12 protein-coding genes and 1 tRNA gene are annotated in these 15,075 nt (G+C 72.1%); 9 read left to right on the top strand and 4 right to left on the bottom strand.

The annotated features are described in order from the left end of the window. The first annotated feature begins 109 nt into the window (after window positions 1-109). The gene (locus ACFRIC_RS29405; protein ID WP_382791768.1) at window positions 110-667 is read left to right on the top strand and encodes a DUF485 domain-containing protein; all 558 of its coding nucleotides are present in this window, start codon (window positions 110-112) and stop codon (window positions 665-667) included. Beyond that, window positions 664-2,298: a cation acetate symporter gene (locus tag ACFRIC_RS29400; RefSeq protein WP_382791765.1), complete on the top strand. Its 1,635-nt coding sequence runs from the start codon at window positions 664-666 to the stop codon at window positions 2,296-2,298. Before ACFRIC_RS29405 ends, ACFRIC_RS29400 begins: the two co-directional genes overlap by 4 nt. A 291-nt stretch (window positions 2,299-2,589) precedes the next feature. Here ACFRIC_RS29400 and ACFRIC_RS29395 read toward each other — a convergent pair whose 3' ends face one another. The 3 genes from ACFRIC_RS29395 to ACFRIC_RS29385 all read right to left on the bottom strand — a co-directional run bounded on the left by ACFRIC_RS29395 (window position 2,590) and on the right by ACFRIC_RS29385 (window position 7,437). Beyond that, window positions 2,590-3,477 carry a cellulose-binding protein gene (locus ACFRIC_RS29395; RefSeq protein WP_382791763.1) on the bottom strand — a complete coding sequence of 296 codons (888 nt, stop codon included), beginning with the start codon at window positions 3,475-3,477 and terminating at the stop codon, window positions 2,590-2,592. Window positions 3,478-3,728: 251 nt separating this feature from the next. Continuing rightward, window positions 3,729-6,443 carry an SUKH-4 family immunity protein gene (locus tag ACFRIC_RS29390; protein ID WP_382791760.1) on the bottom strand — a complete coding sequence of 905 codons (2,715 nt, stop codon included), beginning with the start codon at window positions 6,441-6,443 and terminating at the stop codon, window positions 3,729-3,731. A gap of 7 nt (window positions 6,444-6,450) precedes the next feature. Then, complete coding sequence (locus ACFRIC_RS29385; protein ID WP_382791757.1) at window positions 6,451-7,437, bottom strand: SMI1/KNR4 family protein; 987 nt, start codon at window positions 7,435-7,437, stop codon at window positions 6,451-6,453. Between the two features lie 229 nt (window positions 7,438-7,666). Between ACFRIC_RS29385 and ACFRIC_RS29380 the strand changes: the two genes are divergently transcribed. Together ACFRIC_RS29380 and ACFRIC_RS29375 are read left to right on the top strand one after the other, a co-directional pair. Then, a complete protein-coding gene (locus tag ACFRIC_RS29380; RefSeq protein ID WP_382791754.1) occupies window positions 7,667-8,170 on the top strand; it encodes a YwqJ-related putative deaminase in 504 nt (167 codons plus the stop codon). 78 nt (window positions 8,171-8,248) lie between these two features. Beyond that, complete coding sequence (locus ACFRIC_RS29375) at window positions 8,249-8,779, top strand: SUKH-3 domain-containing protein (RefSeq protein WP_382791752.1); 531 nt, start codon at window positions 8,249-8,251, stop codon at window positions 8,777-8,779. A 339-nt stretch (window positions 8,780-9,118) separates the two neighbouring features. On the opposite strand, the gene ACFRIC_RS29370 is transcribed toward ACFRIC_RS29375, so the two are convergent. Further along, a complete protein-coding gene (locus ACFRIC_RS29370) occupies window positions 9,119-10,432 on the bottom strand; it encodes a sensor histidine kinase (protein ID WP_382791750.1) in 1,314 nt (437 codons plus the stop codon). Window positions 10,433-10,599: 167 nt separating this feature from the next. On the opposite strand from ACFRIC_RS29370, the gene ACFRIC_RS29365 reads away from it, so the two are divergent. The 5 genes from ACFRIC_RS29365 (at window position 10,600) to ACFRIC_RS29345 (ending at window position 15,035) form a co-directional block, all read left to right on the top strand. Next, window positions 10,600-11,475 carry a hypothetical protein gene (locus ACFRIC_RS29365; protein ID WP_382792082.1) on the top strand — a complete coding sequence of 292 codons (876 nt, stop codon included), beginning with the start codon at window positions 10,600-10,602 and terminating at the stop codon, window positions 11,473-11,475. An 11-nt stretch (window positions 11,476-11,486) separates the two neighbouring features. Further along, window positions 11,487-11,557: transfer RNA gene (locus tag ACFRIC_RS29360), tRNA-Gln, on the top strand. A 116-nt stretch (window positions 11,558-11,673) separates the two neighbouring features. Beyond that, a complete protein-coding gene (gene glmU, locus ACFRIC_RS29355) occupies window positions 11,674-13,122 on the top strand; it encodes a bifunctional UDP-N-acetylglucosamine diphosphorylase/glucosamine-1-phosphate N-acetyltransferase GlmU (protein ID WP_382791748.1) in 1,449 nt (482 codons plus the stop codon). 131 nt (window positions 13,123-13,253) lie between these two features. Next, entirely contained in the window at window positions 13,254-14,231 is a 978-nt protein-coding gene (locus ACFRIC_RS29350; protein WP_382791745.1) for a ribose-phosphate diphosphokinase, read from the top strand. A gap of 210 nt (window positions 14,232-14,441) precedes the next feature. Beyond that, a complete protein-coding gene (locus ACFRIC_RS29345) occupies window positions 14,442-15,035 on the top strand; it encodes a 50S ribosomal protein L25/general stress protein Ctc (RefSeq protein ID WP_382791742.1) in 594 nt (197 codons plus the stop codon). Window positions 15,036-15,075: the final 40 nt, after the last annotated feature.

The raw sequence follows: 15,075 nt of genomic DNA, 5'->3' as shown, positions 1-15,075 counted from the left end.
TTCGGCGAAACGGTCGCGCCGCCCCGCTACCTACGAGTAGCGTGCGCGCTGCTCACCCCCCGCTCCCTGCGGTCCCGCCCCGGACCCGAGCCACGCAAGGAGAACCGGGATGCCCGACGCGTTCTCGTCCCCCGAGCACCCAAGGCCACGCCGGCAACAACCGCACCAACGCCCCTACTCGCCGCCCCCGTCCCCACGAGCCCCCCTGTACCAGCCGTACGAGCCCTACGCGGACGACCCCCTGCACCCCGGTTTCCCGCCGCCCGAGCCGACCCCCGACCCCACCCGGCTGACCTACCCCTGGCAGCCCCGGCCCCGGCCGCCCGAGCCCCCGCAGCCGCGCAGGCCCCGCCACCGCCCGCTCGGACAGCACAGCGACATCCGCGTCCTGCGCGGCGCCTACCGCCGCCAGCGCCGTGTCGCGACCCTCACCGCCCTCGGCTACTTCACCCTGTTCCTCGTCCTGTCCGCCTTCGCGCCGTCCCTGATGACAAGCACGGTCTCCGGCGGCCTGTCGACGGGCCTGCTGCTCGGCCTGCTCCAGGTCCCCGTCACCTGCCTGGCCATCGCCCTGTACGAACACTCCGCGCGCCGGCGCCTCGACCCCATCGCGGACCGCATCCGCAGACAGAGTGAACTGGACGCCAAGCGGGAGGCCGCACGATGACGGGATTCACCACCTCCGCCCAGACCATGTCGCTCGTGGCGTTCACGGCCGTCGCCACGGTCACCCTGCTGCTGTGCGTGATGACCGGCCCGGACCGCGACGACCTGGACGAGTTCTACACCGGCTACGGATCGCTCTCCCCGATGCGCAACGGCCTCGCCATCGCCGGGGACTACATATCCGCCGCGAGCGTGCTCGGCACGAGCGGCGTCATCGCGCTGGCCGGCTACGACGGCGTGGTCCTCGCCCTGAGCACGGCCCTGTCCCTGATGCTGCTGATGTTCCTGCTGGCCGAACCACTGCGCAACGCGGGCCGGTTCACCATGGGCGACGCCCTCGCGCGCCGCATGCCCGGCCGCGCCGTCCGCAACACGGCCTGCGCGGTGACCATCGTGGCCCTGCTGCCCCTCATGCTGGTCCAACTCGCGGGCGCGGGCGACCTGCTGGCGTTCATCCTCGGCTTCTCCGCCGACTCCCTGAAGACCGGATGCGTCATCGGCCTCGGCGCGCTGATGATCAGCTACGCGGCGATCGGCGGCATGAAGGGCACCGCCCTCATCCAGATCCTGAAGATCGTGATGCTGCTCGGCTCGGGCACCGTGATCGCCGTCCTCGTCCTCCAGCGCTTCGACTGGAACCCCGGCACCCTGCTGGCCGCCGCGGCCGGCCACAGCGGTGTGGGCGACGCCTACCTCCGCTCCGGGCTCCAGTTCGCGGGCGGCGCCAGCCCCCGCCTGGACATGATCACCTCGGAGCTGACGGTCGTCCTCGGCGGTGCCTGCCTCCCCCACATCACCATGCGCATGTACACCGCGGACAGCGCCCGCCAGGTCCGCAGGTCACTGTCCTGGGCGGTGCCGTGCGTGGCCCTGTTCGTCCTCATCGTCAGCGTCGTCGGCTTCGGCGCCACGGCCCTGATCGGCCGTGAAGCGATCGCGACGGCCGACCCGCAGGGCAACACCGCCTACCTGCTGGGCTCCCAGGCCGCCTTCGGCACCTCGGTCTCCGCCGCCGAGACCCTGCTGTTCACCACCGTGACGACAGCGATCTTCCTCACGCTGCTCGCGTCCGTCGCCGGGATGATCCTGGCCTGCGCCAACTCCCTCGCCCACGACGTCTTCGCGCACAGCCGGCTCTTCCGGGGCCGCCGCCGCGACGACGAACTCTCCCCGCGCCGCGAGATGCTCCTCGCCCGCATCTCCGCGCTGGCGGTGGGGGCACCGGCCATCCTGCTCGCCACCCTCGTCCAGCATCACAGCCTTCAGCCCCTGGTCACCCTGTCCTTCTGCCTAGGCGCCTCAGCGATCGCGCCCGCGCTGGTCTACGGGCTCTTCTGGCGCCGCTACACCCGCGCCGGCCTCCTCGCCACCCTCATCGGCGGCACCCTCACCGTCCTGGTCCTCATGCCCGGCACCAACCTCGTCTCGGGCTCCCCCACCGCCGCGTTCCCGGACGCCGACTTCAACTGGTTCCCGTTCACCACGACCGGCATCGTGTCGATCCCGCTGGGCTTCGCCTACGGCTGGCTCGGAACGGTGGCCTCGGGCCGCCGCAAGGCGGGAGAACAACGCAAGCAGTACGAGGCGGTGGAGGGCTGGATCCTGGCGGGGGCGATACGAAGAGGAAGATAGGCCCGCCCAAGACGAGGACCCGACAGAAACAGGCCGGGACGAGGACCCGGCGAAACTGGCCGGGACGAGGACCCGGCGGAAACAGGCCGAGACGGCGCCCCGGCGGAAACGGGCCGAGACGACGCCCCGGGGGAAACGGGCCGAGACGGGTGGGCGGGTGGGAAAGGCGCCGCGGAGCGGCGAAGCAACACCGCGGAGCGGTGGAAGCCAGGGGCCGCGGAGCGGCCTGGGACCCCGGCCGCGGAGCGGCCCGGAACCCCCGCGGAGCGGGGGAGAGAAACCTGGTGTCACCTACTCCGCCGGCGCCCGCCCGGTGAGAGAAGTGAGACTGCTCCGCACATGATCCATGTGCGCCCGCACGTGATCCCACCGCTCCCCGTGCTCCCGCAACACCCGATCCGTCTCCCGGGCGATCCGCTCCTCACTGACCCGCGCCTCGGCGACCAGCTCCGCGGCCCGCGCCCCCGCGTCCTCCTGCCGGTGCCGGTCCCACTCCTTCGCCTCCGCCAGCGCCCGCTCGGCCCGGGCGAGCGTCTCCCCGGCGCGCGCCTCACGGTCGAGCAGCTCCGCCTCGGCTTCGGCCTCGCGCTCACCGGCGGCCCGCTCGAACTCCGCCCGCCGGGCCGCGTGCTCCGCCTCCTGCGCGGCGACCAGGACCTCCGCCCGCCGCCGCACCTCGCGCAGCGCGGTGAGCACCTCGCCCCGGTCCTCCTTGATCGCGCGCCGCGCGGAGACCCGTACCTCGTCGGCCTCGGCACGCGCGTCGACCAGCCGCGCGAGGGCCCACTCCTCGGCCTCGCCGCGCACCTCGTCGGCGTACGCCCGCGCCGCCTCCCGTACGTCGCAGGCCACCGCCTCGGCCACCTCGGCCTCCGCACGAGCCTCCCGCCGGGCCTCCTCCCGCAGAGTCTCGGCCTCCTCCTCGCCGAGCTCGAAGATCCGCCGCGCGCGCTCGCCGAGTTCCTCGTACGTCTGCGGGGCGAGCCGGGTCACGGCCTCCCGCAGCCGTTCCGTCTCGGCCTCCATGTCCTTGGCCAGCACGGTGAGCCGGGCGGCCCGCTCCCAGGCCGCGTCCCGGTCCCGGGAGAGCGCCACGGCGTACGCGTCGACCTGTTCGGGACGGTAGCCACGCCCCCGTACGGCCACGAAGCCGTGCGGCGACACCCGTGTGCTGCTCATCCTTGGACCCCTCTCCGCCCGACCCACACGAAAAGACGATTTCGCGCACATCTTGATGGATCACGCGGAAGTGTTCATAACGCGACACTCCGCCCGCCCGATCGGCCGAAGACGGGGCACAGGCATGTCATTCGAGGTCAGCGACGGCGTCACGGACGAACGAACGAGGCGCCCGGCCCGTGACCCGGGCCGAGCGCCTCATCCTTACCGCCGTCGTCCTGTCCGTCCCGCGGTCCCGCGGGAGGCCGCTCCTAGAGCAGCCCGTCCCACATCTCCTCCAGCAGGACCGACCACCAGCTCTCCGGCGAGGCCAGGGCCGCCGGGTCGAGCGAGGCGAGCTGGGCCTGGAAGTCGACCGTCCAGCGGCCCGCCTGCTCCTGGTTGAGACCGAACCGCAGCCGCCACATCCGGCCGAGCAGCGCCAGACAGCGCGCGAACTCGGGCAGACCGGTGTTCACGAACTGCGGCGGCACCGGAGCACCCCCGGGACCGGCCTCCACCGGCACCGCGACGATGTTCGCCGTGCCGTACTGGACACAGATCGCCTTGCCGAAGTCGCTGCCCATGACGAGGTACGAGCCCGCGTCCTGGGACGCCGCCACCCCGCGCTCCTGCGCCAGTTCGGCGAGCGTGGGCACCGGACGGCCCGGCTGCGCCTGCGCCCAGAAGAACGGGCCCATGTCGACCGGCAGCCCCGCCACGACGAGGGTGTGCGCCACGATCGGCGGAACACCCTGCCGCGACACGGCCGCGTGGTCGAACCGGAAGACCCCCGGCCCGAACGCCGCCGCCAGCTCCTGCCCGATCGCCTCCGGCGGGACCGGCGGCACGGGCTGCACCGGCGGGATCGGCGCCCGCACCGGCGCCGGACGCGCCGGACCGTCCGCGACCTGGTGCAACTCGCTGTGGTGCGCGAGAAGTTGGTGCATGCCCTGCTGCCGGCTCGCGTGATCGGTGCCGTACGGCGCGATGCTCGTGATCCGGGCCTGCGGGAAGGTCTCCCTGATCATCCGCGCGCAGTAGGCACCCGGCAGCTCACAGGACTCCAACTCCGTGTGCAGCTCCAGCACTTGCTGCGGCGGCACGTTCATCGCGCGCAGCTCGTGCAGGATCTGCCACTCCGGGTGCGGCATGCCCGGCGCGGACCGCCGGATGAGCTGCTGCTCGGACCCGTCCTGCGCCCGGTAGCGCAGCACGGCCTGATAGCCGGGTCCGACGGTCGGCTGCCCCGTCTGCGGATAGCCGTACGCGGGCTGCTGTCCCCCCATCGGCTGCCCGGGCAGAGGCTGTCCCGGCAGCGGCTGAGGGACGCCCGGCGCCATGCCGGGCCCCTGCGGGGGCTGCGGCGCACCGGGGCCACCGGACGGAGGGGCGAACATCGTCGCCGCGTGGTGCACCTCACCGGAGGGCGAGCCCCCGGGAGCGCCGGGCGCACCCGGCGGCTGCAGCGCACCGGGCCCGCCCACCGGGGGCCCGGCCAGCATCGTCGCCGCGTGGTGCGCACCGCCCGGAGGAGGCGTGGCACCGGGCGGGGCCGGCACACCGGGAGCGGCCTGCTGCCAGGGCGCGCCGGGGGCACCGGGGGCACCCGGCGGCTGCGGCGCACCGGGGCCGCCCACCGCGGGCCCCGCCAGCATCGTCGCCGCGTGGTGGACACCGCCCGGAGGAGGCGTGGCGCCGGACGGCGTGGGCGCGCCGGGAGGCGCCTCGGGCCCGTCAGGCCCGAGCTGGGAGACGAGCTGGGTCGGCACGTAGCCGCCCGCGGGCGCGCCCGGTCCGGGCGGCGGCGGAGGCGTACCGCCCGGCCGTGCTCCGGGCACACCCGGGGCGCTCGGCGGATGCGGCGTGCCCGCGGACCCACCGCGCGCCGCCCGGGGCGGCTGTGCCTTGCTGGTCGCGGCGTCGGCGATGTCCCCCGCGTTCGGCGGCAGCGGCCGCGACGGCACGGCAGACGGAGCGCCGGGCGGCGGAGTGCCCGGTCCCGCCCCGGGGCCCTGCGGATAACCGTAGGCCGAGGCGTCCGGCACCCCGTGCCCCGAAGAACCACCGGACGGCACGGGCGGGTTGGGGCCTCCGGTGACGGGCGACAGCGTCGTGCGCGGGAGCTGGCTGCCCCCGGACATGAGGGCGGTCTGATCGTGCGCGGCCACCGGCGGCGGAGTGTGCGCGTCGTCGGCGTCCGTCAGCGGCGGCGCGAACACGGTCGCGGGCAGCGGTACGGAACGGTCGTCGCCGGGATCGGCGTTCGTGTCCGTCCCCGCCCACGGGGTCGCGTCGGCGGGAACCGGCGGCCTCATGTCCTGCCGGTCCGGGACCTCGTCGTCGGTCGGGGCGTCCGGCCACGGCGTGGCACCGCCGGGAACCGGCGCGGGAGAGGCGGCGGCCGGCGCGGGCACACCCGGCGTGGTCGGCGGGGAAACGGCGTGCACGCCCGGCGCGGCCGCGGCCTCGTGCTCCCCGGAGTCCCCCGGCGCACCGGAAGGCGAGATCCCGGCCGCGGCGGCCCCGTTCGCGGAACCGCCCGCCGCGGCGGCGGGACGCGACCCGGCCCCGTCGGAGCCGGACGATCCCGACCCGGCACGCCGGTCCGGGATCCCCATCCTGTCCGCGGCCTCCTGCAGCCACTCCGGAGGGCTCAGCAGGAACGACGTCTGGTTCAGATCGACCCGGGCCGCGGGCGCCGGCGCCGGTTCGGGCGCCCCGGCCGGCCCCCCGTACTCCTCCTCGTACCGGCGGATGACCTCACCCACCGGCAGCGCGGGCCACAGCGTGGCCTCCCCGCTGTCCCGGGCGATGACGAGCCGCTGACCGCCGCCGTCGGAACGCGGTCCCTCGGCGCGGTCCTCCGCCCAGACGACGAAACCGAGTTCGAACTCGCGCACCCGCACCTCGCGGTGCTGGTACCCGGGCACATCCCCGTTGATCCACTCTTCCGCGCGCTCCTGCGCCTGCGCGAAGGTCACCATCGCAACCTCACTCCCCCACCGAAGAGACGGGCACGGCGTACGCGAAGCCGCCGTCCACCATCAGATTCGCCACCGTCTCCAACTCCGGCGGATTGCCGGCGAGCCGCGACAGGAACTGGTCGAAGTCGTCACCGCACGGCAGCAGAAGCCGCTCCACCCGCTCGGCCGCCGGCCACGCGTCCGTGTCACGGGCGTCGTCGAACGCGCAGAACCAGACCGAACCGATCCGGTCGCCCTTCACCTTCACGGCCAGCAGACCGCCCTGCACGAACCCGACACCCAGGTAGTCCTTGGTCAGATGGTCGCGCAGACACTTGTTGACGTACACCAGGTCGTTGACCGCGGCCTCGTCGCGCACGGTGAACAGCGGCTGGTCCACCAGGAGTCCGAGCTCCGCGTCGAGCGCGGCGCCGACCGGCGCGCATCCGCCCGCGGCCTTCAGGAACGACCGGTAGGCGCCGGGCAGCCGGTAACCGAGGTCCTCCTCGACCGCCTGCACCTGCTGCTCGGACACCGCGACCGACGACTTCGGCAGCCCGAAGTGCGCGGGCCGCGTCTCCTGCAACGGCCGCGTCCCCCGCTTGGAATGGTCGACGGCCGCGGTCGCGACACCGCCGTGGTGCCGCAGCAGCGCCTTCACCTCGACCGGCACCAACTCGAGCCGCCGGGTGCCCGCCATGTGGTGCCACGTCCAGCCGTGCGGAGTCGCCACCGCGGGAATCGTGTCCCACAGCTCGTGCCCGGACGCGGCGAGCGCGGCGTTCGCGGAGACGTAGTCCGTGAGCCTCAACTCGTCGACGCCGAAGCCCTCCGGAGGCTCCGCGATCTCCGCCGCGGCACGCGCGTAGAGCGAGAAGTCGGGATAGCCGCGCTCGTCGATCCGCACACCTCTGGGGTGGCGCGCTGCCCGGACCGGATCCGGGAAGTTCACGACTTGCCCGGCGTAGGCCGCGTTCGGCGGCGCGGCTTGTTGCCCGAGCCGACCTGTCGTCATGGCGGTTGCCCCCTGCGGCGTCTTCAGTAGCTGGATGGAGCGCGGATGTCGACAGCCTATTCGGTTGTACGACACCGGTCACCGGGCCTCCGGTTCCGTGACCAGCCGTCACCCCGCCGTGACCGTATGCCGAAGCCCTGGCGTGTCGCGGCGCCCCAGCTACCGCTCCCGCCATGGCATTTGGCAGTCTGTCTCCGCACCGGGGGATGCACGGGAGGGAAAGACGATCATGAACGCCACGCATACGGGCACGTCCGGGGACCCCCGGGTCGGCTGGAGCAGCGCCGAAGCGCTGCACGCCCCCGCCCTGCTGTACCGCCGCGACGGCATACTCCCCACCGTCGCCGCCGCCCTCTCCGTCCGCGGCGCCACCCTCACCGGCACGGCCGCCCGCGGCGACCAGCCACCCGCCCTTCACCCGCTGGTCCAGGACTTCCTCGACACCCTCACGAACGCGCAGCGCGACCGCTTCACCGGCCGCTGCGCCGAGGCCATCCTGATCTCGCGGCAGATCGCCTCCGCCGACGCCGAACGCAGCAAGCGCGCGGGCCGCAAGCCGATGACCAACGGTGAGGCCCGCAAAGCCCTCAAGGGAGCCAAGCTCACCGCGCGCCGCATCCGCGAGGACGGCGACCCGCTGCACGGCAGCTTCGCCCCGCCCTGCCGCTCCTGCACGGCGCTCAGCGGCCACTTCGGCGTACGCGTCGTCGACCCGGCCGCACCGGACGCCTGAACTCCCCCTCCCCCGCACACGTACGCATGACGGCGTCCCGCGACGCCGATGTCCCATCCCTCGACGAACGAAGGGCAGATGCACTCCGAACGCTCCTCCTCCAGCCTCTTCTCCCCTCCCGGGCAGGGGACACCCTCCACCCGTTTCCCCGAACCCGTGGACGCCGTGCTGCGCGCGGCGGGATGGCAGCCTGGACGCTGGGACATAAAGCAGGCCGAGTACTGGGCCGACGAGCTGCGCGGACACGCGTCTCCGGCCGGGCACCGGCACTCCGTGTTCCCGGCGGCGGTCGAGGCGTGGGCGGAGTTCGGGGGGCTGCGGGTCGGCGCCACGGGGCCCGGGCGTCAGGTCGCCCCCGCCCTGCTGCATCTCGATCCCCTGCACGGGCTGCACATGGCCCGCACCCTCGGCGATCTCGGGCGCGCGCTCGACACCGAGGTGTGCCCGCTGGGCGAGGAACCCGACTCCCACGCGCTGCTCGCCATCGACGCCGAGGGCCGTGTCTACACCCTCGACCACACCGGCGACTGGTACCTGGGCCCCCACATCGACGCGGCCCTGACCACCCTCCTCACCGGCACGGCCCCACCCCGCCTGACCACGACCTGACAAACCCCCCTCCGCCCCTACCCGCCCCACCCCGGCGCTCCGCCCCAGACCCCGCTCCTCAAACGCCGGAGGGGCTGAAAATTTCGCCGGCCGGAGCTGAAAGCTTCGGCCGACCGGGCGGGGAAGCTTCGGCGGGCCGGGGTTGGAACCGACTGGATCACGCACCCGCAGTCGGCCGCGTGCCGTCGGGGCCGTGCCGGTACATCAATGGCCGTCGCCACCGACGGTCACTCCTCACCCGACGGCGACGGGCTGATGCACCGGCACGGCCCCGACCCACCCACCGGACGGAACCCGCGCCCGGTGGACGGAAACGGCACCCGGCTACCGCCCGGAGGGCTACGCCGGGATCACCGCCGACACCCGGAACCCACCCGCATCCGTCGGCCCCGACACGAACACACCCCCGAGCGCGGCCACCCGCTCCTTCATCCCCAGCAGCCCGTTCCCCCCACTGGGCAACCCCACGGACGACCCCGCCCCCACCTCCGGCGGACACTCGTTCTCGACCTGCATCGCGATCTCGGACACCCGATGCGCCAGCCGGACATACGTCTTGGCCCCCGCCGCGTGCTTGTGGACGTTCGTCAACGCCTCCTGCACCACCCGGTAGGCGGTCTGCTCGATCTCGCGGGCGTACGCCCGCATGTCCCCCTCGACCGACAGGGCCACGACCATCCCGGCCGCCGCCGACTGCCCGATCAGCTCGTCGATCTCGGCCAGACTCGGCCCCTCACCGCCCCCGGCGGAGTCACCGGCCGCCCGCGAGGCGGCGGCGGCCGCCGCGGCCCCCACGGCCGCCAGCGGCACCGACGGCACACGCGCCGGCACCCCGTCCCCCGTGCGGAGCACACCCAGCATCTCCCTCAGCTCGGTCAGCGCCTGCCGCCCCATGTCCCCCACCAGCGCGGCGTTCTTCACGGCCTTCTCGGGATCCTTCCGCGCGACGGCCTGAAGCGCCGCCGCGTGCACGACCATCAGGGAGACCCGGTGCGCGACGACGTCGTGCATCTCCCGCGCGATCCGGGTGCGCTCCTCGTTGCGCGCCCACTCCGCCCGCTCCTCCGCCCGCTCCGCGAGGAGCTGCAGCTCCCGCTCCAACGAGTCCGCCCGCTCGCGCAGGCTCTCCATGAGCCGGCGCCTGGCCCCCATGTACAGCCCGAGCAGCACGGGCGGCGCGGTCATCCCGATGGCCGTCGTGATGGAGGCGAAGGGGACGAGCCAGTTCCCCATCGGCACGTCCCCGTCCACGACGCTCTGGTGCGCGCGGACGAACGTGACGATCAGCATGCCGGCGAAGGACATCCCGGCCAGCGCCGCGGTGATGCGGCGCGGCAGCTCGGAGGCGGCGAGTGTGTAGAGCCCGACGAGTCCCATGAGGAAGCCCATCTGGGCGGGCGTGATCGCGATGGACACCAGCACGACCGCGATCGGCCACTTCCGCCGTACCAGCAGTACGGACCCGGCCACGGCCCCGAACGCGACCCCCACCGGAGCGGGCAGTCCCGCGTCGTGCGCGAAGCGGACCCCCTCGCCCCCGCACTCGAACGCGGACGCCAGAGCGAGCCCCGCGTCCAGCACCGCACCGCGCCATCCGACCCACCACCACGGCCCGTTCCCGGCCGCGGTGTGCTCTTCCCCCGTCGTGGTCATGCCTCCAGCCTACGGTTGCACCCCGAACCATTTCCGGTGAGTTTCACCGACTGGCCTACACCACACCCCACTCTCGAACAGAAGCGAAACCTGCCGATATCCCTCGAACTATTGAATCGATCACCGTTCGACCGTGGAGGTCTGCATTCCGGCGTCACGGTATGCCCATGGCACATCCACAAGGCGGGCACGCGGATTTCGACTCCTTGCGCGAAGAAGCGGTGGCGCTGCGCCGGGCGGGACTCAGCCGCCGCCAGATCCGTGACCGACTGCACATCTACAACAACGACATCCTCAACCGTCTCCTGGACGGCGAGCCGCCCCCGGACTGGACCAGGCGCCCACGGGCGAAGGACGACCTCCGCGACAGGGCCCGCGAGCTGCGCCTCCAGGGCTGGACCTACGACCGGATCCAGCTCGAACTGGGCTGCTCGAAGAGTTCGATCTCCCTCTGGGTCCGGGATCTGCCGCAGCCGGAACGCCCGACGCGGACCCGCGAGGAGGCATCGGCGATCGCCAGACGCGGATGGGAGGCCACGCTCCGGAAGCGGGAGGAGGAGCGCCGACAGACCAAGCGCGTGGCGGCCGCGGAAGTCGGTGCCATGACCGACCGGGAACTCTTCCTCGTGGGTGTGGGCCTCTATTGGGCCGAAGGATCCAAGAGCAAGCCCTATCGCCGACAAGAGCGCATCGTCTTCGTGAACAGTGATCCGGACATGATCACCGTCTTCCTGGCGTGGCTGCACCTGCTCGGGGTCGAGCGGGAACGCCTCCGGTTCGCGGTGCACATCCATGAGACAGCCGACGCCGGGGCGGCCGAGGAATTCTGGGCGGAGCACGTCGGTATCGAGACGGCCGACCTCCTCAAGACCTCTGTCAAGAAGCACAATCCGCGCACGAACCGCAAGAACACCGACGAGCTTTACCACGGCTGTCTTCGAGTCGGCGTGCGCGGCGGCGCCGACTTGTACCGTCGCATCGAAGGCTGGTGGTACGGCATAGTGTTGTCCGCACGCGAAGCCGATGAACCCAATCGGACATAGCGCGCATGCCATCCCGGGTCGTCTAATGGCAGGACAAATGGTTTTGGTCCATTGAATGAGGGTTCGATTCCTTCCCCGGGAGCCCTGCGGAGAGGGCCCTGACAAGCTCTGTCAGGGCCCTCTCCCACATCCCTCCTGATTCGCCCCGGTATCCTGCGGATGTCCACACCCCGCCATCCGAAGCCGAAGGGCAACCCCGTGAGCGCCAATCGCCCGGCAGCCGTCGTCGTACTTGCAGCGGGTGAGGGCACCCGTATGAAATCGGCCACACCCAAGGTTCTCCACGACCTCTGTGGACGCTCTCTCGTCGGTCATGTGCTGGCCGCCGCGCGTGAGTTGGACCCCGAGAACCTGGTCGTCGTCGTCGGGCACGCCCGCGAGAAGGTCATCGGGCACCTCGGGGAGATCGACCCGGACGTCCGGACGGCGGTGCAGGCCGAGCAGAACGGCACCGGGCACGCGGTACGGATGGGCCTCGAAGAGCTCGGCGGCGGCGTGGACGGCACCGTCGTCGTGGTCTGCGGCGACACCCCCCTGCTCAGCGGAGAGACCCTGCTCGCGCTCGCCTCGACCCACAGCGCCGACGGCAACGCCGTCACGGTGCTGACCGCCGAGGTCCCCGACGCCACCGGCTACGGCCGCATCGTGCGGGACGGCGCCAGCGGCGCGGTCACCGCGATCGTCGAGCACAAGGACGCCACCGACTCGCAGCGCGCGATCCGCGAGATCAACTCGGGCGTCTTCGCCTTCGACGGCCAGCTCCTCGCCGACGCGCTCGGCAAGGTGCGCACGGACAACAGCCAGGGCGAGGAGTACCTGACGGACGTCCTCGGCATCCTGCGCGAGGCCGGGCACCGCGTGGGCGCGGCTGTCGCCGCCGACCACCGCGAGATCGCCGGCATCAACAACCGCGTACAGCTCGCCGAGGCCCGCCGCATCCTGAACGACCGCCTGCTCACGCAGGCCATGCTGGCCGGCGTCAGCGTCGTCGACCCCGCGACGACCTGGGTCGACGTGACGGTCACCTTCGAGCCGGACGCGATCGTGCACCCCGGGACGCAGCTCCAGGGCGCCACGCACGTCGCCGAGGGCGCCGAGGTCGGGCCCAACTGCCGCCTGAAGGACACCCGGGTGGGTGCCGGCGCCCGCGTCGACAACACCGTGGCCGACACCGCCGAGGTGGGCCCGCAGGCGAAGGTGGGCCCGTTCGCCTATCTGCGTCCGGGCACGCGGATCGGCCTGAAGGCCAAGGTCGGCACGTACGTCGAGACGAAGAACGCGACGATCGGCGAGGGGACGAAGATCCCGCACCTGTCGTACGTCGGTGACGCGACGATCGGCGAGTACTCGAACATCGGTGCCGCCAGCGTGTTCGTGAACTACGACGGGCAGGAGAAGCACCACACCACGATCGGCTCGCACTGCCGTACGGGTTCGGACAACATGTTTGTGGCTCCTGTCACGGTCGGGGACGGCGCGTACACCGCGGCGGGCTCCGTCATCACGAAGGACGTACCGCCCGGTTCGCTGGCCGTGGCCCGCGGCCAGCAGCGCAATATCGAGGGCTGGGTGGCTCGCAAGCGTCCCGGAAGCGCCGCCGCGAAGGCCGCGGAGACCGCCTCCCGGGAACCGGAAGGCGAAGGCTGACCGGAAAACGGCACGTCTGGGACGGCGTACCGTGATAAGTGCACACCCGCACCCCTGCTGAGAAGCCCTCTCGCAACCCAGCTGAGAAGGCCTCTCACGCCCACTGAGATGACCTCTGAGGAGACAGTGCTGTGACCGGGATCAAGACGACGACCGGCGAGAAGAAGATGATGTTCTTCTCCGGCCGCGCCCACCCCGAGCTTGCCGAGGAGGTCGCCCACAAGCTGGGTGTCGGGGTCGTCCCGACGAAGGCCTTCGACTTCGCCAACGGCGAGATCTACATCCGCTACCAGGAGTCCGCGCGCGGCGCCGACTGCTTCCTGATGCAGAGCCACACGGCTCCCATCAACAAGTGGATCATGGAACAGCTCATCATGATCGACGCTCTCAAGCGGGCCTCCGCCCGGAGCATCACCGTGATCGTGCCCTTCTACGGTTACGCCCGTCAGGACAAGAAGCACCGTGGACGTGAACCGATCTCGGCGCGTCTGGTCGCGGACCTGATGAAGACGGCCGGCGCGGACCGCATCCTCACGGTCGACCTGCACACCGACCAGATCCAGGGCTTCTTCGACGGCCCGGTGGACCACCTGTTCGCGCTGCCGATCCTCGCCGACTACGTGGGCGCCAAGGTCGACAGGTCCAAGCTCACCGTCGTCTCCCCGGACGCCGGCCGGGTGCGGGTCGCCGACCGCTGGTGCGACCGTCTCGACGCTCCGCTGGCCATCGTGCACAAGCGCCGCGACAAGGACGTCGCCAACCAGGTCACCGTCCACGAGGTGGTCGGTGACGTGAAGGGCCGCGTCTGCGTCCTCGTCGACGACATGATCGACACCGGTGGCACCATCTGCGCCGCCGCCGACGCGCTCTTCGCGCACGGCGCGGAGGACGTCATCGTGACGGCCACGCACGGCGTGCTCTCCGGCCCGGCGGCCGACCGTCTGAAGAACTCCAAGGTCAGCGAGTTCATCTTCACGGACACCCTGCCGACGCCGGGTGAGCTGGAGCTCGACAAGATCACGGTGCTGTCGATCGCCCCGACGATCGCCGACGCGGTGCGTGAGGTCTTCCAGGACGGTTCGGTGACGAGCCTGTTCGAGGAGCAGTAGGCCGCACCCCGCGGGCCGGTGGCGGACCCCGCCGCCGGCCGGTCGCCTAGATCGATTTCTTGTACGGCCTCCCCGCCCCGTAAGCTGTCACAGTTGCTCGGCGAGGGAGGCCGCACTTTCATGTGCGGCGGTCCGTTATCGACGCGCTCTTCGTAGCAGGCCGATGGTTTGGCCGGGTGACCTTCTTCCCCAGTTCTACGAGGAGTGAACATGTCCGAGGTCAAGCTCGCCGCCGAGTCCCGCACCGAGTTCGGCAAGGGTGCCGCCCGCCGCGTCCGCCGCGAGGGCAGGGTCCCCGGCGTCGTCTACGGTCACGGCACGGACCCGGTCCACATCACGCTGCCGGGCCACGACCTGCTGCTCGCCCTGCGTACGCCGAACGTCCTGCTCTCCCTGGACCTGAACGGCAAGACCGAGCTCGCGATCCCGAAGGCCGTCCAGCGCGACGCCATCAAGGGCTTCCTCGAGCACGTCGACCTGCTCCTCGTGAAGCGCGGCGAGAAGGTCACCGTCGAGGTCTTCGTGCAGACCGAGGGCGAGCTGGCCCCGGGCAGCTTCCTCGTCGAGAACGTGCTCAACACCCTGACGGTCGAGGCCGAGGCCACCCACATCCCGGAGTCGGTCACCGTCTCCATCGAGGGCCTGGAGGCCGGCGCCTCCATCCACGCCAAGGACATCACGCTCCCCAAGGGCACCACGCTGGCGATCGACGAGGACGCGGTCGTCATCCAGGTCCTGTCGGCGCAGGCCGAGGAGCCGGCCGCCGAGGGCGAGGCCGAGGGCGACGCGGCCGCCGAGGCCTGATCCCCCCGGAATCTTCATCTGTGTCAGCCGCCGCTCCTTC

This window comes from Streptomyces sp. NPDC056738, assembly GCF_042790435.1.
Lineage (GTDB): Bacteria > Actinomycetota > Actinomycetes > Streptomycetales > Streptomycetaceae > Streptomyces.
This window is presented reverse-complemented; position numbering and strand designations above follow the sequence as displayed.